Annotated in this window: 12 protein-coding genes; all 12 read left to right on the forward strand. The window is 56.3% G+C overall.

Annotation, left to right across the window (positions count from 1 at the left end; genetic code table 11):
* The first annotated feature begins 116 nt into the window (after positions 1–116).
* The 12 genes from addB (at position 117) to yqfD (ending at position 18,907) form a co-directional block, all read left to right on the forward strand.
* Positions 117–3,647 (forward strand): helicase-exonuclease AddAB subunit AddB, encoded by a 3,531-nt coding sequence (gene addB / locus P0X86_RS09405; RefSeq protein WP_277748364.1) that lies wholly within the window; start codon positions 117–119, stop codon positions 3,645–3,647.
* Positions 3,648–3,652: 5 nt separating this feature from the next.
* On the forward strand, positions 3,653–7,753 hold the full coding sequence (addA, locus tag P0X86_RS09410) for a helicase-exonuclease AddAB subunit AddA (protein ID WP_277749020.1): 4,101 nt from the start codon (positions 3,653–3,655) through the stop codon (positions 7,751–7,753).
* A gap of 54 nt (positions 7,754–7,807) precedes the next feature.
* Complete coding sequence (locus P0X86_RS09415; protein ID WP_277748365.1) at positions 7,808–8,992, forward strand: exonuclease SbcCD subunit D; 1,185 nt, start codon at positions 7,808–7,810, stop codon at positions 8,990–8,992.
* A 1-nt stretch (position 8,993) separates the two neighbouring features.
* Positions 8,994–12,437: an AAA family ATPase gene (locus P0X86_RS09420; RefSeq protein WP_277748366.1), complete on the forward strand. Its 3,444-nt coding sequence runs from the start codon at positions 8,994–8,996 to the stop codon at positions 12,435–12,437.
* A 281-nt stretch (positions 12,438–12,718) separates the two neighbouring features.
* The gene (locus P0X86_RS09425) at positions 12,719–13,078 is read left to right on the forward strand and encodes a histidine triad nucleotide-binding protein (RefSeq protein ID WP_015734194.1); all 360 of its coding nucleotides are present in this window, start codon (positions 12,719–12,721) and stop codon (positions 13,076–13,078) included.
* Between the two features lie 184 nt (positions 13,079–13,262).
* The gene (rpsU, locus tag P0X86_RS09430) at positions 13,263–13,436 is read left to right on the forward strand and encodes a 30S ribosomal protein S21 (RefSeq protein ID WP_005547957.1); all 174 of its coding nucleotides are present in this window, start codon (positions 13,263–13,265) and stop codon (positions 13,434–13,436) included.
* A 16-nt stretch (positions 13,437–13,452) separates the two neighbouring features.
* Positions 13,453–13,893, forward strand: a complete 441-nt coding sequence (locus tag P0X86_RS09435) for a GatB/YqeY domain-containing protein (protein ID WP_006209020.1) — start codon at positions 13,453–13,455, stop codon at positions 13,891–13,893.
* 265 nt (positions 13,894–14,158) lie between these two features.
* Positions 14,159–15,520 carry an NfeD family protein gene (locus tag P0X86_RS09440; protein ID WP_277748367.1) on the forward strand — a complete coding sequence of 454 codons (1,362 nt, stop codon included), beginning with the start codon at positions 14,159–14,161 and terminating at the stop codon, positions 15,518–15,520.
* A gap of 94 nt (positions 15,521–15,614) precedes the next feature.
* Positions 15,615–16,622 carry a flotillin-like protein FloA gene (gene floA / locus P0X86_RS09445; RefSeq protein WP_036666067.1) on the forward strand — a complete coding sequence of 336 codons (1,008 nt, stop codon included), beginning with the start codon at positions 15,615–15,617 and terminating at the stop codon, positions 16,620–16,622.
* A 21-nt stretch (positions 16,623–16,643) separates the two neighbouring features.
* Positions 16,644–17,222, forward strand: coding sequence for a single stranded DNA-binding domain-containing protein (locus P0X86_RS09450; protein ID WP_036666065.1), 579 nt, complete (start codon positions 16,644–16,646; stop codon positions 17,220–17,222).
* Positions 17,223–17,423: 201 nt separating this feature from the next.
* Positions 17,424–17,717: a sporulation protein YqfC gene (gene yqfC / locus P0X86_RS09455; RefSeq protein ID WP_009590797.1), complete on the forward strand. Its 294-nt coding sequence runs from the start codon at positions 17,424–17,426 to the stop codon at positions 17,715–17,717.
* Positions 17,714–18,907 carry a sporulation protein YqfD gene (yqfD, locus tag P0X86_RS09460; protein ID WP_192569233.1) on the forward strand — a complete coding sequence of 398 codons (1,194 nt, stop codon included), beginning with the start codon at positions 17,714–17,716 and terminating at the stop codon, positions 18,905–18,907. Before yqfC ends, yqfD begins: the two co-directional genes overlap by 4 nt.

Below are 18,907 nucleotides of genomic sequence, written 5' to 3' on the forward strand. Positions count from 1 at the left end.
TTGACATACATTTTTGATCTTGAACTACTAGATTCAAAGGGCATGATTTCACCGGATCAGCAGCTGGTTTTGAAGGTGAATGAGTCTCTTTCGGCAAGATGTAAAGGAGGCATAGCATGGGCGTTCAATTTGTTATCGGCAGGTCGGGCAGCGGCAAGAGCACGTCGATCCGCCAAGAGATGATCGAACGGTTGGAGCATAATCCCAAGGGGGATCCGATGATCCTGATCGTTCCGGAGCAAGGGTCCTATGAAGCGGAGCACGCGCTCGTCAATGCGGGAGGCATTCGCGGCATGATGCGCGCGCAGGTGCTAAGCTTCCGCCGTCTGGCTTACCGCGTCATGCAGGAAACCGGCGGAGCCGCTAAAGTGGCGATCAGCGAGGAAGGCAAGCGGATGCTGCTGTATAAAATTCTGCGGAGGCGCAAGGAAGAGCTCCACATGTTCGGCGCCTCGGGAGAGCAGCATGGCTTTGTCGGCAAGCTGAGCGAGCTGTACACGGAAATGAAGCGCTATTGCATTGACGCCTCATGCGTGGAGGAGCAGCTGGGACAGATGGTATCGGGCTCCGGGAATTCACCGATGCTGCGGCGGAAGCTGGAGGACATCGTAACGGTCTTTCGCGATTTCGAGCTTGAAATTTCACGGTTTTACATGGATGAGGAAGACACGCTGGCCTCATTGGCTGAGGGTGTGGCCGAATCGGAATATATCAAGCGTGCCGACATCTGGATCGACGGCTTCCACGGCTTTACGCCGCAGGAGTACCGGGTGCTGCGGGAGATCATCGCACACGCCAAGCGAGTCACGATCGCGCTGACGCTGGACAAGCCTTACAGGAACGGGACGGTTCCGCATGAGCTGGATCTCTTTCATCCTACTGCGGTGACGTACATAAAGCTCAAAGGGATTATCGATGAGATCGGGCTGGAGGCGGAGCACCGCATTCTTCATCCCGATGTTCTGCCGCGGTTTCAGGAATCTCCCATGCTTGCCCATCTTGAGCGCGGTTATGATCGGAAGAGACGCTGGGCGGAACCGGATGAAGGCCCGGACACAGCGAGCAGTCCAAACCGCGGGGGGAAAGGTCTGCTTTTACACGCTGCCAGCCATCGCCGGGCCGAAATCGAAGGAGCTCTGCGCGAAATGCTGCGGCTGGCACAGGAGGAAGGGGCAAGATACCGCGAAATGGCTGTTTTTGTCCGGAATATGGGGGACTATGAGCATCTGATGGGTCCTTTGTTCAGGGAATACGGCGTTCCTTATTTTCTCGATCAGAAGCGGAGCGAGCTTCACCATCCGCTGGTCGAGTTCATTCGCTCTGCGCTTGATGTCATCGGTCGCCGGTGGCGTTATGAGGACGTATTCCGCTGCGTGAAGACGGATCTGCTGCTGCCGCTGGACGGTTCGCTTACCCGCGAGGACATGGACCGTCTGGAGAACCATGTGCTGGCCTCCGGAATCCAGGGCACGCGCTGGACGGACGGCCGTCCCTGGAAGGGAGTTCCAAGCCTTTCTTTAGAAGAGGGGGAAAGCGAGATCCGCAATCAGGACGGCATGGCGGCGATCGAGTACGCTAGGAAGGTGATAACGGAACCGCTGCATGCGTTCGAGAAGCGGATGAAAAAGGCTGCGAGCGCGATGGATCAGAGCACCGCGGTCTATCGGCTGCTGGAGGAGTGCGCTGTGCCCGAGAAGCTGGAGCTGTTAAGCCGGGCCGCACTGGATGCCGGGCGTCCTGAGGAAGCCCGGGAACATCGCCAGGTATGGGGTGCCGTGCTCGGCTTGCTCGACCAAATCGTCGAGATGATGGGCGCGGAGAAGCTAAGCACCGAATTGTTTACCGGCGTGCTGGGTACGGGACTTACGGAAATGAAAATGGCTCTTGTGCCTCCGTCTCTGGACCAGGTGCTCATCGGCAGCATGGACCGGACGCGGACGGGCGGGGTGAAATATGCATTCCTTCTCGGCATTAACGACGGCGTGCTCCCGGCCCAGTTCCAGGATGACGGCATCCTGACGGAGCCGGAACGGGTTCATCTTGAAGACCGCGGGCTGGAGCTTGCCCCGAGCATATCCCGAAGACTGCTGGATGAACGGTTTCTGATCTATAATGCGCTGACTTCGGCCAGCAAACAGCTGTGGGTCAGCTACCCTGCGGCGGATGAGGAAGGCAAGCCGTTACTGCCATCCGAGGTGGTGCGGCATCTGAAGCTGATGTTCCAGCTGGAAGAGGAGCCTTTGTTTCCAAGGCCGCATGCCGGGCAATCGGCCCTTGAGCAGGAGGGTTATGCGGTCCGTCCAGACAAGACGCTTGCTTATTTAGCGGGCCGGTTTCGCGACTGGAGGAATGGGGAGGAGATCCCGGATTTGTGGTGGCATGTTTACAACTGGTATGCGGAGCAGCCGGGTTTGCGGCCCCGCCTTACGACCATGCTCTCCTCCTTGTCTTACCGGAATGAAGCCCGGCCTCTCAAGCTGGAAACCAGCAGACAGTTGTACGGAACGAAGCTGCGGACAAGCGTATCCCGGATGGAGCGCTTTGTTGCCTGCCCGTTCTCCCATTTTGCCTCCCATGGGTTGAAGCTGAGAGAGCGGCAGCTGTACAGGCTTCAGGCTCCCGACATCGGACAGCTGTTCCATGCTGCCTTGAGCAGCATGGCCGTCAAGTTCCAATCGCAGCATCGAAGCTGGGGAGACCTGACCGCCGAGGAATGCCTGCGCGAAGCGGAAGCGACCGTGGATCGGCTGGCGCCCATGCTGCAGGGTGAAATCCTGCTCAGCTCCAAGCGGTACGGCTATATTTCGCGAAAGCTTAAAAACATCGTGGGCAGAGCGTCGGTCATATTGGGAGAGCAGGCGAGGCGCGGCAAATTCGAGCCGATCGGCCTTGAGCTTGATTTCGGTCCCGGAAAGCCGCTGCCACCCCTGGCGTTTGAATTGCCGAACGGGACCAAGATGGAGATTGTCGGGCGCATAGACCGGGTCGACATGGCTCGAGGGGAGCATGGCATCATGCTTCGAGTCATCGATTATAAATCGAGCCAGAAGGATCTGCGGCTGCATGAGGTCTATTACGGCCTATCCCTGCAGATGCTGACCTATCTGGACGTGCTGCTGACGTTTGCGGAGGAATGGCTGGGCGAGCAGGCCCTGCCTGCGGGAACCTTGTACTTCCACGTGCATGATCCGGTATTGCAGTCCGCCAACGGCATGACGCCGGAGCAGGCGGCGGAGGAGCTGCTCAAGCGCTACAAAATGAAAGGCCTGCTCCTGGCAGACCGCGAAGCGGTGTCCCTCATGGATTCGTTCCTTGAAAAGGGGCACTCTGCCATCCTGCCCGTCGCCGTCAAAACGGACGGCAGCTTCTACAGCAGCGCGGCCGTGGCAACGCCTGACCAGTGGGAGACCTTGTTGTCCGCCGTGCGGGAGAACATGCTGAACATCGGCTCCCGCATCACAGGCGGCGATGTCGCGATTAAACCGTACCGTATACAGCAGGAGACCGCCTGCACGTTCTGTTCTTTCCGGCCCGTATGTCAGTTCGACGATGCGATTGAGGGCAGCGAATACCAGCTGCTGGGCAAACCGGGCAAAGATCAGGTGTGGGATATGCTTGGACATCCGAAGGGAGGAGAGAGCCGGTGAGAGAGATGATAGCAAAACCCGAGGGAAGCATGTGGAGCGACGACCAGTGGAAAGCCATTGCGCTGTCGGGCGACGATATGCTGGTTGCAGCTGCGGCAGGTTCGGGGAAAACCGCCGTGCTGGTTGAACGGATCATTCGCAAAATCCTGGACGATGCCGCAGGGTTCAGCGTAGATCGGCTGCTTGTGGCTACCTTTACGAAAGCCGCCGCTGCCGAAATGCGGGGACGGATCCGGGAAGCGCTGGACCGTGAGCTGGACCGGGATCCGGACAATGAGCATATCCGGCGTCAGCTCGCTTTGCTTGGCAGAGCGTCGATTACAACGCTGCACTCCTTCTGCATGGAAGTCATTCGGCGATATTATCAGTTAATACCGCTGGATCCGGGATTCCGCATCCTGAACGAACATGAGGCGGATTTAATGCGGCAGGATATGCTGGAGGAGTTGTTCGAAGAGAAATACGGAGAGGCGGAGGGGGACCGGGAAAGCCGGTTTCTGCGCTTGGCGGACTGGTTCAGCGGCGAGCGAACGGACGATGCGCTGTACCGTCTCGTGCAGCGTCTATACGATTTCTCCCGCAGCCATTCATGGCCGTCACACTGGCTTAGGGAGACAGCCGCCGGCTTTCAGGTGGCCGATACGGAAGCCCTTGGTAACACGCCATGGGTCCAGAGCATCTTGGCGGATGCACGCCTGGCTCTGAACGGAGCGGCAGGGCTGCTGCAGCAAGCCAAGGCCATTGCCATGCAGCCGGGAGGGCCAACACCGTATACGGACAATCTCGATGAGGACTTGCGGCTGGTGGCTTCCCTGCTGGAGGCCATCGATACTTCGCCGTGGGAATCGTTGTACGGCATTTTCCGCGAGGCGTCTTTCGGCAAACTCAAATCCGTTCGTAAGGATGAGGTGCTGCCGGAGCTGCAGGAGCAGGTCAAGGAACTGCGCGACAACGTGAAGAAAATCGTAAATGAGCTGAAAAATGCATTGTTCGGCCGTCCGGCATCGGAGTTTTTGCGGGAGCTTCACACGGCAGCGCCGCTGATGATGGAGCTGGCCGAGACGGTGATCGCGTTTGGTGAGCGATACCGGGAGGCCAAGGCGGCCAAAGGCATGGTCGACTTTAACGACCTTGAGCATTACTGCCTCCATATACTTCGCCATCCCGATTCCGTGCCGGGACATATGATGCCTTCCGATGCGGCGATGGAATACCGCGAGCAGTTTGATGAAGTGCTGCTGGACGAATATCAAGATACGAACAGCGTGCAGGAAGACATCGTACGATTGATTTCCCGGGAGATGCCGGGCAACCGGTTTATGGTCGGCGACGTGAAGCAGAGTATTTATCGGTTCCGTCTGGCGGAACCGGGACTGTTTCTCGATAAGTACAAGACGTTTTCTTCCGAGACAGGCACGTCCCAAACGGGCATCCGTATTGATCTGGCCCGTAATTTCCGCAGCCGGATGGAAGTGGTGGACGCCGTCAATTTGCTGTTCCGGCAGATCATGAACGAATCGGTAGCCGAGATTGCCTATGATGAACGGGCCGAGCTTGTATGCGGAGCTTCCTTTCCGGAACAGGAAACGAACGGAGGCGCGAATCCCTACATGCCCGAAATGCTGCTGATCGACCGTGCCGGAAAAGGTCCGGAGGAGCAGTCCGATGAATCGGCTTCCGAAGAGGACGGGATTCAGCTTGAGGCTGAGGCGCTCGAAATGGAAACCGCCCAGCTGGAAGCCCGCGCCATCGCACGCAAAATCCGCGAAATGACAGGCGAAAGCGGAAAGCCGCTCATGGTTTACGATAAAGGGTTGAAAACGATGCGGCCCGCAGGGTATGGAGACATGGTCATTTTGCTGCGCTCCGCCATGGTTTGGGCACCGTTAATTATTGAGGAGTTAAGGCAGGAGGGAATACCGGCATTCGGCGAGCAGAACAAGGGATACTTTCAGGCTACGGAAGTGGAGATCATCTTATCGCTGCTGCAGGTGATCGATAATCCGCGGCAGGACATTCCTTTGGCTTCGGTATTGCGCTCGCCCATTCTTGGATTATCCGAGGAAGAGATGGCACAGGTTCGCCTGTGCGCGAAAGGGACTTATTACGATGCGCTGAAGGCGGCGGTCTCGTTAAGCGTCGCGCCGCCGGTCATGGATCCGGCACGCCCTATGGGCTTCGTCGACGGAAAATGGACGCCGGGCGCAGGACTGGAAGGCCTGGCCGAAGCCGCCGCCGGTCATGAGCTCGTAGCAGGCAGCCATCTTTCGGATGCCCCGCTAACGGCGGAGGGCCATGCTATCGAAATATCGGCGGAGCTTGGCGCCAAACTTGGATTGTTTATGGATCGGCTGCAGCGCTGGCGGCAGGAAGCGCGTCAGGGAAGCCTGAGCGATCTGATCTGGGGGATTTACAGCGAAACCGGATATTTGGATTGGGTTGGCGGCTTGCCCGGCGGCAAGCAGCGTCAGGGCAATCTGACCGCCCTATATGACCGGGCCGTGAAGTATGAACAGGACACAGCCTCGAGAGGGCTCTTCCGTTTTCTGACCTTTATCTCGCGTCTCCGCGAGCGCGGCGGGGATCTTGGCACGGCCGGAGGCACGGAAAGCCAGGGCAACGCGGTGCGCCTGATGACCATTCACAAGAGCAAGGGCCTGGAGTTTCCGGTCGTGTTCGTGGCGGGATTGTCCAAAAATTTCAACCAGCAGGATTTGAACGCCCCCTTCCTGATGCATAAGGAGCTTGGCTTCGGACCGAAGTTCGTGGATGAAGGCATGCGCGTAAGCTACCCGACGCTGCCAAACCTGGCGATTCGGCGCAGATCGCAGCTGGAGCTGCTGGCCGAGGAGATGCGGGTGCTCTACGTTGCGCTTACAAGGCCGAAAGAGAAGATGATCCTGGTCGGCACGGTGAAGGATTTGCCGAAAAAGGTGTCCGCTTGGGCACAGGCCGATTTTAACCCGGAGCAGCTTCTGCCGGATTACGTCCTTGCCCGGGGACGGAGCTACCTGGATTGGATCGGTCCGGCCGTGATACGGCATCCGTCTGCGGGTCCGCTCCGCGGACAGGCGGGATTGCCGGAAGAGACGAGCTCGCGCGCGTTAGCGGCAGACCGATCGCAATGGATATTCTCGATTGAAACGCCGGAATCCCTGGCGCAGGGCATGACCGGCATGAGCGATGACGTTCAGGCGGACAGCGAAAATCGGATGACGAAGCTGAATGCCCTGCGCAGGCTCGAGCCTGTCCCGGAATCTGCGATTGCCGAAGCGGAAAAAGGGGGGACGGATGTTCAGCGGGCTTCCATCGATCAGCGGTTGTCGTGGAATTATCGTTATGAAGCGGTCAGTCAAATATCGGCCAAAACGTCCGTAACGGAGATGAAAAAGCTGCTTGCCCTACAGGACAGCCCCTCCTTGGATTTGCTGGAGGAACGGGCCGTGAAACGCCAGAGCAGGGAACGTATAGACGCAAGCACTTCCTTCACGCTGAGCCTGCGGCGGCCGAAATTTATGGAGTCCACGAAGCTGACGCCCGCCGAGCGGGGAACCGTCTATCATACCATCATGCAGCATCTGCCGCTTCAACGGCTAGAACCGACAGCGGAGATCGAAGAAACCATCCGTTACCTGGTGGAAAAGGAGATCATCACCGGTGAGCAGGCTTCCGCGGTGGAAGCAACGGAGATCAGCAGCCTTTTTGCTTGCGACCTTGGAAAGCGGGTGCTGTCAGCAGAGGATGTCTGGCGCGAGATGCCGTTTTCCTATGCGCTCCCAGCGGCAGAAGCTTATCAGGGTCTGGCTTTTCTGGACCCGATTTCGGAACACACGGCTCAGGGCTTGCCCGCGATGGAGCTGCTTCGGGACGAAACGGTGCTGATCCAAGGGGTTGTGGACTGCATGTTCAGGCATAACGGCCATCTTGTGCTGCTTGATTATAAGACCGACCGGGTGCTGGAGCATCGCGGCGGCCTGGCGGCCTTGGCTGACCAGTATCGTTTTCAGCTGGACCTGTATGCAAAGGCTTTGGAGGATATTTTAGGCGAGCCTGTGCATGAGAAATGGCTGTACTTTTTTGATGGGGGACATGCCGTACAGGTATAACCTTTCGGTAAGTTATGTTTTGTTAGACGTTTGAAGCGGGAGAGGAGATTATCGATGCGTATTTTGCATACCGGGGACTGGCATCTGGGGCGCACGCTCGAAGGCCGAAGCCGGCTGGCCGAGCAGGAGCGCTTTCTGGATGAGCTGGTTAAGCTGGCGGACGATCAGCAGGCGGACCTGATCCTCATGGCGGGGGATGTTTATGATTCCGTCAATCCGCCTGCGTCAGCCGAGCAGTTGTTCTACGAAGCGGCCGCCAGACTTACGGAGGGAGGCCGCCCCATGGTGGTCATTGCAGGCAACCATGATCAGCCGGAACGGGTTGCATCGGTTACGCCGCTTGTTGCAGCCAGAGGCATCACGCTGATAGGGACACCTATCGCCGATGCGGTAACGGTTGCCGCAGCCCGTACCGGAGAAACGGCCAAGATCGCAGCTCTGCCCTACCCGTCAGAGGCCAGGCTCAACGAGCTGTTATCGGTCGACGGGGATGAGGATCAGCTTCGCCGCGCCTACAGCGAGAGAGTCGGAAAACTGATGAGGATGATGGCAAGGGAATTTTCTCCGCAGACGGTCAATCTGGCGATGAGCCATATCTATGTTCTTGGCGGCGTCGAGAGCGATTCCGAGCGTCCGATTCAAGTCGGGGGAGCGTACACGGTTGATCCGTCGGCACTCGCTGTCGGCGCTGCCTATACGGCGCTGGGTCACCTGCATCGTTCCCAGGCTGTGAAAGGGGAGGGGATGATCCGCTACAGCGGATCCCCGCTGGCCTACAGCTTCTCGGAAGCGGGACAGGCGAAATCGGTGACCATGGTTGACGTATCGCCGGGAGGAGCTCCCGTGATTGAGGAGCTGTTTCTCAGCAGCGGCCGCCCGCTTGTCCGATGGAAGGCCAAAGGCGGCTTGGATGAAGTCTACCGCTGGCTGGATGAGGGGCGCGATCCCGAGGCTTTCATTGATCTGGAGGTATCCTTAACGGAGGCCATGGGGCTTGCCGATATTCAGCGGCTGCGCAAGAGCAGGGACGGCATCGTCCACATTCGTCCGGTATACCCGGAGATGGAAGCGTTGGAGCTGGAGAGCGAGCGCTCAAGGCTGCCGCTGCCGGACCTGTTCCGAAAGTTCTACCAACGGCAAACCGGGGGAGCTGAGCCTGAGGATCACCTGGTCGATTTGTTTCTGGAGCTGGTTGAGGAAGAGGAGTCTGAGTCTGACGGCACGGAGGTGAAGTCTTAGAATGAAGCCGATTTTGTTGAAGTTATCCGGACTGCAGAGCTACCGAAGCACGCAGGAGATTGATTTCGAAACGTTGTGCGAAACCGGGCTCTTCGGTATTTTCGGACCGACGGGCAGCGGGAAATCCACGCTGCTGGATGCGATTACCTTAGCCATGTACGGAAAAGTGGAGCGCGCGGTTAACGGAACCCAGGGCATCATGAACCACTCGGAGGACGGTCTGTCCGTCTCCTTTACGTTTGAGTTGTCTTCCGCGGCCGGGCTGGAGCGATACCGGGTAGAGCGCAGGTTCAAACGGGTAAACGAGCTTTCCATCAGCAATACGGTGAGCCGTTTCATTCGCGTTACCCCCGAAGGGGATCAGGTGGTGGCGGATAAATTGGCCGAGGTCACCCGCTGCGTCGAAGAGAAAATCGGGCTCAAAATGGACGATTTTACCCGGGCGGTCGTGCTTCCACAGGGAAAGTTCGCCGAATTCCTTTCCCTGAAGGGGAGCGAACGCCGGCAGATGCTGCAGCGGCTGTTCCATTTGGAACGGTACGGGGATCAGCTTGCGATCAAGCTCAGCCGCCGTGTTAAGGATACGGAGGGTTCTCTGAAATCGGTCGAAGCGGAACAGCAGGGTCTTGGAAGTGCAGGCAAGGATGCTTTGGCGGAAGCGACTGCGGTGCTGGAACATGCCAAGAAACACGCGGCGTTATCCCGCAATCAACTCCAAGCCGCCATGGAAGCCCATGAAGCTATGGGAAAAATTCGCGAGCTGGATATGGAAAAGCGGCGGCTGCAGGGGAAGCTGGACGAGCTTGCCCCGCATGAGGAAGAGATGCAGCGGTTGGAACGCCGCCTTGAGCTGACAGGGGCTGCGGCCGCCGTTCTCCCCGCGCTCGAGGCATGGCGCGAATCCGGCAAGGCATGGGATCAGCGGCGGCGGATTGCCGAAGGGCTCCTGGCGCAAGCCGCGTCCGCCCAGCAGGCGGCCGAGCAGGCGGTGAAGGCGGATGAAGCCGCCCAGGATGCGCTTCGGGCCGAGGAACCGAAGCTGGTGCTTCGGGAGCAGCAGCTGGAGCAGGCCGTTATATTGCAGCGGGAACGCGATGCATTACGGGAAGAACTGGCCAAGCTGGATGCGCAGCGAACGAAAGCGCGCCAAGAGCGCGAAGGGGTAACGGCACTGCTGCATAAGGAGCAGGAGCTGCTCGAACGAGGCCGCAGGCGGCAGGAGGAGCTGCAGGGCAAGCTGAAAGGGCTGGAGACCCGCTCAGGGGAGCGCCAGGCGCTTCATTTGGCGATGCAGAAGGTTCAAGCGCTTGAGGCTGTCCGAAGGCAGAAGCACAAGTCCGAGCTCGAACTGAAATCGCAGGAGGGCAAGCTGAAGGAGCTCGAGGCCAGATTGGGTACCATGCAGAAGCAGGAGCAGGAGCTGCAGCGCGACTACATACAGCTCTCCATGCAGGCTGACAGCTTGCAGCGTGACGCAGCCGAAGCATCGGCAATTGCCGATCGGATCGCCGCCGCCGCAGTCGAGGTAAGCCAGGCGATGAGCCGATCGCTTCGGGACAGACAGCTTCATGCGCTGTCCCTTTCGCTGGCCGCCGAGCTCCGGGCAGGCGAGCCATGTCCCGTGTGCGGAAGTCAGCATCATCCGCAACCGGCCGTTTCGGCAGGACAGCCTGAAGAGACTTTGGATGAGGGCATGGACCGGCTGACGCGGATCACGCATCAAATCCAGGAAGCCAGACTGACCCTGCGGGGGCAGCATAACGGAGCGGAGTCGCTGGCGAGTCAATCGCGTTCGCAGATCGGCACTTTCGCAGACGGCGAATTGATTGACGCGATTTCCTTCAGGCAGAGCGGATCGATGGAAGCCGCGGTATCCGCCATGCCTGTCGCTGAAGGACCGTACGACGCGGAAAAGCTTGCTTCGGATACAGCCTGGCTCATAGAAGCGGCTGATGCTCAAGCTGCTGCCATCGGACAATGCCGAGCGGAAGTTTCCAAGGTGCAGCAGAGTCTCCTGGCATGTCGGCAGGAGCTGATGAAACAGAGCGCCGCGCTGGAGAATGGACAAGCGGCAGAGCACCAGATGCGGGATCAGTTAGCCGGGTTGGAAACCGAAGCTGCGGACATTTTGGCTTCCTGGCAGGAAAGCAAGCCGGAATTTCCTTTGGAAGAGGCAGCTGCCCGTTTTCAGCTCATGCAGGAGAAGGACGCGGAATCCGAATCGATTAAGGAAGGGCTCGAGCGCAGCGTTCCATTCATCGAAGAGAAAAAGGAGGCCGTCCTCCGCTTGGAGCAGCAGCTGCTTGAGCTCGAAAAGCTGCAGATTCAATGGGATGCGCAACGGGAAGGAAAGGCGGATGGCCTGAAGGATAAAGAAGAGCGGCTTCAGGCTTGGATCGGAGACCGGTCGGCCGAGGAAATGCTGGGCGAGTGCAGGACCAGGATGAAGCTGCTGAAGGAGTCCGCGGAACAAGCCAGGAGTGAATGCAGGAAGGCAGAGGAGGCGGCTCGGCATGCAGCCAAGGAAGCGGCGCTTGCGGAACAGGCGGAAAGAGCCGCGCAGGAGCAGCACGTGGCTGCCAAGCTTGCCTGGGAGAACCAGCTGGCCGCCTCTCCGTTCGCTACGGAGCATGCCGTCATGGAAGCCTGCTTGACCCCGGAAGAAAGCGAACGATGTGCCCAGCTCGTAAAAGCGCATCGGGACGGGCAGCGGGAATGGACGCTGAGGCTTCGCGACGTCGAGCTGAAGCTTGGCACCCGCCCGTTCCAAGAAGAGGACTGGGAACGGTGTACAGCCGAGCTTCAGGCGGCCCGTGCAACCGACGAGGAAGCGCTGCAGGCGAGAGCCCGGGCGGAGCGGGATTTGGAAGACCTGAACCAGCGTCACGTCCGGTTCATGGAATTGGAAGAGCGGCGCCTAAACCTCCAGCGAGAGAGCGAACGCTTGTCCAAATTGCAGTCCTGCTTGCGCGGCAACGCGTTTGTTGAATATATTGCGGAAGAACAGCTGATGCAGGTGAGCCAGTCGGCCTCCCAGCGTCTTCGCTATTTGACCAAGCAGCGCTACTCGCTTGAGGTGGATTCCGGCGGAGGCTTTGTCATTCGTGACGATGCCAACGGCGGCGTCCGGCGTCCGGTATCCACTTTATCCGGCGGCGAGACGTTCCTCACCTCATTGGCCTTGGCTTTGGCGCTCTCCGCCCAAATCCAGCTGCGCGGGCAATATCCGCTGCAATTCTTTTTCCTCGACGAAGGGTTCGGCACGCTGGATCCGGAGCTGCTGGAGACGGTCATCACCGCGCTTGAGCGCCTCCATACCGATAAGCTAACCGTCGGCATCATCAGCCATGTGCCCGAGCTTCGGGCCCGCCTGCCGCGCAAGCTGGTGGTGCAGCCGGCGGAACAGGCGGGAGCGGGATCCCGGATTGCAATCGAATCGATGTAGCCGCAAAACATAAGGCGGTGTGATTTAAATCACGGAAACAGCAACAAGGCGCTGTTATAGTACAGATAAGCCGACATATAGAAGAAGCACCGGGCTGGCGCTTGATCATGAGAGATTCCTTTCTTTTCCCTTGCTCTCGTGATGAAGCGCCTCCTTACTGGACAGCTGCGTTCCAGGGGTGCTTCTCTTTTTTTTATATGGATCATCTTCCATTGATTGGACGCACTGCCCGTTTTCTTATATGATAAAAGCATGTAAACGTATGAAAGGGGTAACCGCGAATGGATTGTGTTTTTTGTAAAATCGTAGAAGGTGAGCTTCCTTCCACGAAGATACTCGAGAATGATAAGGTGCTCGTATTTCAAAACATCAACCCGGAAGCGCCGGTTCATGTCTTGATCATTCCGAAGAAGCATATCGCTTCCATGAACGATATTGGGGATGAGGACCTGCTGTTGATTGGCGAGATGCACAAAGCGGCTAAAGAGGCCGCGGCCAAGCTGGGCATTGCGGAGAGCGGTTATCGGTTAATCAACAACTGTGGTCGCGATGGGGAACAAACGGTGTTCCACGTGCACTATCACCTGATGGGCGGCCGCCGCTTAGGCGCATTAACCGGCATTTCCCCGGCTCATACATAATTTCTTGCATAGGAAGAAATATATCAGCCTCGCAGCGCATGGCCGCCGCGGGGGTGTTTCCATTGCACGGACTATCGTAAATTAAACGCCCAAGGTTGACACCCTATTTCGGTTTGCCCTATAATGAAGTTTGATGAACCGTGTTAATGCTCTTGGACGGTCTGGTCGGAGGGAGGGAAAACTGGTGTCTGAAACTAAAGTTCGCAAAAACGAGACAATTGATGCTGCACTTCGTCGCTTCAAGCGTTCCATTGCTAAAGATGGCGTATTGGCTGAAGTGAAGAAACGCAAGCATTATGAAAAGCCAAGCGTAAAGCGCAAGAAAAAGTCCGAGGCTGCTCGTAAGAGAAAGTTTTAGGAGGATCTGAACTAGCATGAATCTTAGCGAACGATTGAACGAAGATATGAAGCAAGCGATGAAGAGTAAGGACAAGTTCAAACTCTCAACGATTCGAATGGTTCGTTCGACGATAAAAAATCTTGAAATAGATTTGAAACGAAGTTTGGATGACAACGAAGTGCTTGATATTTTTAGTCGTGAAATCAAACAGCGCAAAGATGCCCTCCAAGAATTTGAAAAAGCGGGACGCGACGATCTTGCCGCCGATGCAAAAGCAGAAATTGAGCTCCTTAGCGCCTACCTCCCGGAACAGCTTACTGAAGAAGAAATTAAAGTCATTGTACAGCAGACCATCCAGGAAACCGGTGCTTCTTCAAAAGCCGAGATGGGTAAAGTAATGAGCGCTCTCATGCCGAAAGTTAAAGGGCGTGCAGACGGAAAGCTTGTCAATCAAGTTGTTCAACAATTTCTGTAACAACATAAGTGAAACACCCCTTGTTTTCTCAAGGGGTGTTTTTTCTTTGTCGTGAAGGAGCAGGGCTTGGAGAAGCCGAGCGCCTTGATCGATGGTTTTTTCCATGGATGGGCATACTTTTTGAAACGAAATCGTTTCTGATTCGTAATAACTACCATATGGGTGCAAGTAGATACATATGCTTATGCAAGAGGCAGGCCGCTGAACCTGTTTTGTCGAAATGAAGGTAGAGGTGGCCGAATTAAGTCGAAAAGGAGGGGAAAAGATGAGTAGAAAGTTGTGGATGCGCAGATTCCTGACATTAACGGCAGCGGTCGTGATGATGCTGATATCGATCGGAATGTATGCAGCACCTATGAAATCGGCGATGGCGGCTAACATCGGGTCGGTGTACGTCATTCCGGTGAAGCAGCCGATCGAACGCGGCTTAACCAGCTTTATGGAACGCGGATTCAAGGAAGCCAAAGAGATGGCGGCAGGACTGATCGTCCTGGAAATCGATACGCCGGGCGGTCTTGTCGACCAAGCGGGTGAAATTGCTACCTTGATGAAGGACAGCGAGATTCCGATCGTGGCTTACATTACGGGCGATGCGGCATCGGCCGGCAGTTACATCGCACTCAATGCAGACAAGATTGCCATGTCCGAGGGCAGCATGATCGGCGCGGCTTATATGGTGGATGCCAGAGGCAATCGGATCGAAGATGCCAAGCTGGTTTCCTGGTGGAAGAGCAAGATGGCAGGAGCTGCCGAGGCGGGTGGTCGAAACAAAGAAATCGCGATGGGCATGGCAGATATCAATCTGAAGGTCGATATGCCTGAAATCGGTTTGACAAAGCAGCCCGGAGAGATTATATCCTTGACGCATGATGAAGCGCTGAAGACAGGTTACGCAGACACGATTGCGAACAGCACCGAAGAGGTCATCACATGGATGGACTACTCCACGCAGGACGTATTCCGGATGGAGCCGACGTTCTCGGAGAAGCTGGCTACATTTCTTACGCATCCCGGGGTTATGACACTGCTGTTGTTCATCGGTATCGCCGGTGTGATTATCGAAGTCATCGTTCCAGGCTTTGGCGTGCCGGGGATTCTTGGCGTGGTTGCATTCGTGCTCTATTTCTTCGGCAACCAGGTGGCCGGATTTGCCGGTTGGGAGACCTGGCTGCTGTTTGTGATCGGTATCGTGATGCTGGCGATGGAGCTGTTTGTGCCAAGCTTCGGGATACTGGGCATCATAGGCTCAGCCAGCTTGATTGCCGGCGTCGTCATGGCGGCCTATAGCACCTCTCATGTTGCTCTGTCCCTTGGGGTTGCAGCGGCATCGGCCCTGGTGGCCATCATTGTGGTTGCCCTCGTATTCAAGGAACGGGGAGTATGGCGAAAGTTCATACTCAGCGACAGCTTATCGAAGGAACAAGGGTATATTCCGAATGAAGACCGGGATGTACTGATCGGCCTGGTCGGAACTTCGATTACGCCGCTTCGGCCGGCTGGAACGATGGAACTTGAGGGACGGCGCCTTGATGTGGTTACCCTTGGCGGATTCATCGATTCCGGCCGACCGGTCCGCGTCATCAAGACGGACGGTACCCGAATTGTGGTAGAGGAAGAAAAAGGGTGAACCTCTGCGCGGAATTGTGTAGTATTAAAAGAGCCCGTGTTTAAACGTTCTGCGTGATGAAGGCAAATATTCAATATTGGAGGGTAAACGAATAATGGAATTGGATGGTTCTTTGGTACCGATTCTTCTAATCGGGGTTGTCGCGATTATCCTGCTTAGCGTGTTTTTCAGTTTCTTCCCGTTAATGCTCTGGATCTCGGCGCTCGCTTCCGGCGTGCGCATCGGGATTATTACATTGGTGGCCATGCGCCTGCGGCGCGTAACGCCAAGCCGGATCGTGAATCCGCTCATCAAGGCCACAAAGGCAGGACTTGGTCTTAATATCAACCAGCTGGAGAGTCACTATCTCGCCGGAGGTAACGTAGACCGGGTGGTCAACGCCTTGATTGCAGCCCAGCGCGCGAACATACCGCTTGAGTTTGAAAGAGCTGCGGCGATTGATCTTGCCGGGCGCGATGTTCTGCAGGCGGTTCAAATGAGCGTTAACCCGCGCGTGATCGAGACGCCGGTCGTGGCAGCCGTGGCGAGAGACGGTATTGAAGTGAAGGTTAAAGCCCGCGTGACCGTGCGCGCCAACATCGACCGTTTGGTCGGGGGCGCAGGGGAAGAAACGATCATCGCCCGTGTCGGCGAAGGTATCGTAACCACGGTCGGTTCAAGTAATTCCCATAAAGACGTGCTGGAGAATCCGGATTCGATCTCAAGAACCGTGCTTTCCAAAGGTTTGGATGCTGGGACTGCGTTTGAAATCCTGTCCATCGATATCGCGGACGTCGACGTAGGCAAAAACATCGGTGCTTACCTGCAGACCGAACAGGCGGAAGCCGACAAGCGCATTGCCCAAGCGAAGGCGGAAGAGCGCCGTGCCATGGCGGTAGCGCAAGAGCAGGAGATGAAGGCCCGCGTCGTGGAAATGAGAGCGCGCGTGGTGGAATCGGAATCCCAAGTTCCGCTGGCGATGGCCGAAGCGCTTCGCAGCGGCCAGCTGGGCGTGATGGATTATATGAACCTGAAGAATATCGAAGCCGATACGCAAATGAGAGGTTCCTTCGGTAAGATGGGTGAGAACAATGACAACTCCGGAGACAACAAAACCAAGTAACCACGATGAGGTGAGCCTATAGTGAGCTGGTTAATCGAAAATTTTTACATTGTAGCTGTTATAGGCTTCTTCATCATCTCCGCCCTCGGAAAGCGCGGCAAGAACGCTGAGGACGGGAAAAACCCCCGTATGCCATCCTTCGGCGGCGAAGGGGACCGTCCTGCAAGACCGGGACAGCAGCGGCCACAGCGGCCTGAAGCAAGACGGGTACAGACCGCTCCGCAAGTCTCCCGTCCGGCACCTGTTCAGGAAAGCCCCCGGATCGACAGGATCGATGAGGAAGAAGCGGATACCGGAAACGGATATTCTCTTGAGCATCAAGAGATTGACCGAATGAAACGAAGGCTTGAAATGAGTTCGAGCCACGACAGTATGGATCATCGAATCGAGATGATGCAGAGGGATCTGGACCGGATCCACTCCCATCTGAATCGGATGACACTCGATATACCGGAAACCGTTGTCGAAATTCACGACGAGGATCAGGAACAGGGCAAGAATGGCCGATCGGTTCTTGCTGAACAGGCTCGAAACGGCATTGTGTGGGCTGAGATATTGGGTCCCCCGCGCGCCAAACGCTCCATGAATCCTCGTCGGTAAACGGCGGCGCGTCTGAGGTGTTCAGTGCCATAGGTTAGGGTAAGTTTTAAGAAATTAGCTGCGATTCATAGATTCTTAGATTCATAGAAGCGGGAGACCGCCTCGTCAGATTTTTGACGGGGCGGTCTTTTTACTTTTCATCTCATAAAACGGCTACCTGGGGCATAAGGTGTACAGTACAGGAAGGGGGAAAGTCTCCATATGTCCCGCATCAGCCGCAAGCTGCAGAAATGGACCCAAGAAATGCTTGATTTGCCACAGGACCTGTTATTTGATTTACCGCGGTTGACCCTGATTGGCAATAAAGAGCTGCATATCGAAAACCATCGCGGAGTCCGGCATTTTTCCGAGGAACGACTTGTGTTGTCATTAACGCAGGGTTCTTTGGAGATTTCCGGGACCGGGCTTGCGATTCAGGCCATTCAAAGCCATGAAGTGACCATCATTGGCACCATTCATAATATTCAATACATAGGATTGGGGGAGAAACCGTGAAGATTCCGACGATGATCCATCTTCGAGGATATTTGAAGCTCGCCGTTCGCGGTGAGCATGTGGAAGCATTCATCAATTCATTGGCGGAGGCCGGGACCCCGGTTTGGGATGTAACACCGACAGGGGCGCATTCAGCAGAGTTTAAGCTGCTGCTGAAAGATTTCAAAGGGCTCCGTCCGCTGTTAAAACGGACAGGCTGCCGTACGCGCATCAAGGAGCGTTTTGGTTATCCTTTTCAAGCACGACGTTTGTTGAAACGCAAAGCGTTTGTTATCGGCGTCGTTGCGTTTTTTATGATCCTGCTGACGCTTTCGTCCATGGTATGGAACGTGGAGGTCGAGGGGAATGAAACGATTGCGTCGGAAGATGTGCTGGATGCGGCCAAACAGGAGGGCATTTATCCGTTTCAATGGATATTTAAGCTGCAATCGATGGACAAGCTGTCCGGGAATTTGACCGTCCGTCTTCCGGGAACCTCTTGGGTAGGGGTGGAACGCAACGGGACGCGCATACGCATTCAGATCGTCGAGGCAGCCGTGCCGGAGAAACCGCCGCTCCAGAGCCCAAGGCATCTGATCAGTACCCAGGACGCGGTAATTACTCACATGTACGCAGAGAAGGGGGTTCCTAAAGTAGGGATCAACAGCCGGGTGAAGAAGGGCGACATTCTGATCTCCGGGGTTCTTGGGGATGAGGAGAACTCGGAAAGAGTCGTAGCCAAGGGGGAAGTGAGAGGCCTGGTATGGCATGAATACGATATCGAAATTCCGTTGGTAAAAACGCATAAGGTCTATACGGGCGAAGGAAAGAAGCGCTCCTATATCGTGTTCGGGGATCGTGCCGTTCAGTTGTGGGGCTACGGGGAAATCCCGTATTCGCAGCAGGAGACCCTGACCTTCTATGATCCGCTGACTTGGAGGACGCGCGTGCTGCCGCTCGGCTGGATGACGGAAAAAATCATGGAGGTCACCGAGGTCCAGCGGACCATTACCGAGGATGAAGCCAAAAAAGAGGGAATCGAGGGGGCACGCCGCGATATTTTGGCGAAATATGGGACCGATTCAAGATTCGTAAGCCAAAAAATTTTGCATGATAAGAAAGAGAATGGTAAAGTTTATATGAAAGTGCTTTTTGAGGTGGAAGAGACCATCGCGAAAGAACTTCCCATAGTATACGATCAAGGAGAATGA

The organism is Paenibacillus sp. BR1-192, from assembly GCF_029542445.1.
GTDB classification, from domain to species: Bacteria; Bacillota; Bacilli; order Paenibacillales; family Paenibacillaceae; genus Paenibacillus_AQ; species Paenibacillus_AQ lautus_A.

Coding starts and splice junctions, on each gene's coding strand:
- addB (WP_277748364.1), top strand. CDS start 117: ATGGGCGTTCAATTTGTTATCGGCAGGTCGGGCAGCGGCAAGAGCACG.
- addA (WP_277749020.1), top strand. CDS start 3,653: ATGATAGCAAAACCCGAGGGAAGCATGTGGAGCGACGACCAGTGGAAA.
- P0X86_RS09415 (WP_277748365.1), top strand. CDS start 7,808: ATGCGTATTTTGCATACCGGGGACTGGCATCTGGGGCGCACGCTCGAA.
- P0X86_RS09420 (WP_277748366.1), top strand. CDS start 8,994: ATGAAGCCGATTTTGTTGAAGTTATCCGGACTGCAGAGCTACCGAAGC.
- P0X86_RS09425 (WP_015734194.1), top strand. CDS start 12,719: ATGGATTGTGTTTTTTGTAAAATCGTAGAAGGTGAGCTTCCTTCCACG.
- P0X86_RS09435 (WP_006209020.1), top strand. CDS start 13,453: ATGAATCTTAGCGAACGATTGAACGAAGATATGAAGCAAGCGATGAAG.
- P0X86_RS09440 (WP_277748367.1), top strand. CDS start 14,159: ATGAGTAGAAAGTTGTGGATGCGCAGATTCCTGACATTAACGGCAGCG.
- floA (WP_036666067.1), top strand. CDS start 15,615: ATGGAATTGGATGGTTCTTTGGTACCGATTCTTCTAATCGGGGTTGTC.
- yqfC (WP_009590797.1), top strand. CDS start 17,424: ATGTCCCGCATCAGCCGCAAGCTGCAGAAATGGACCCAAGAAATGCTT.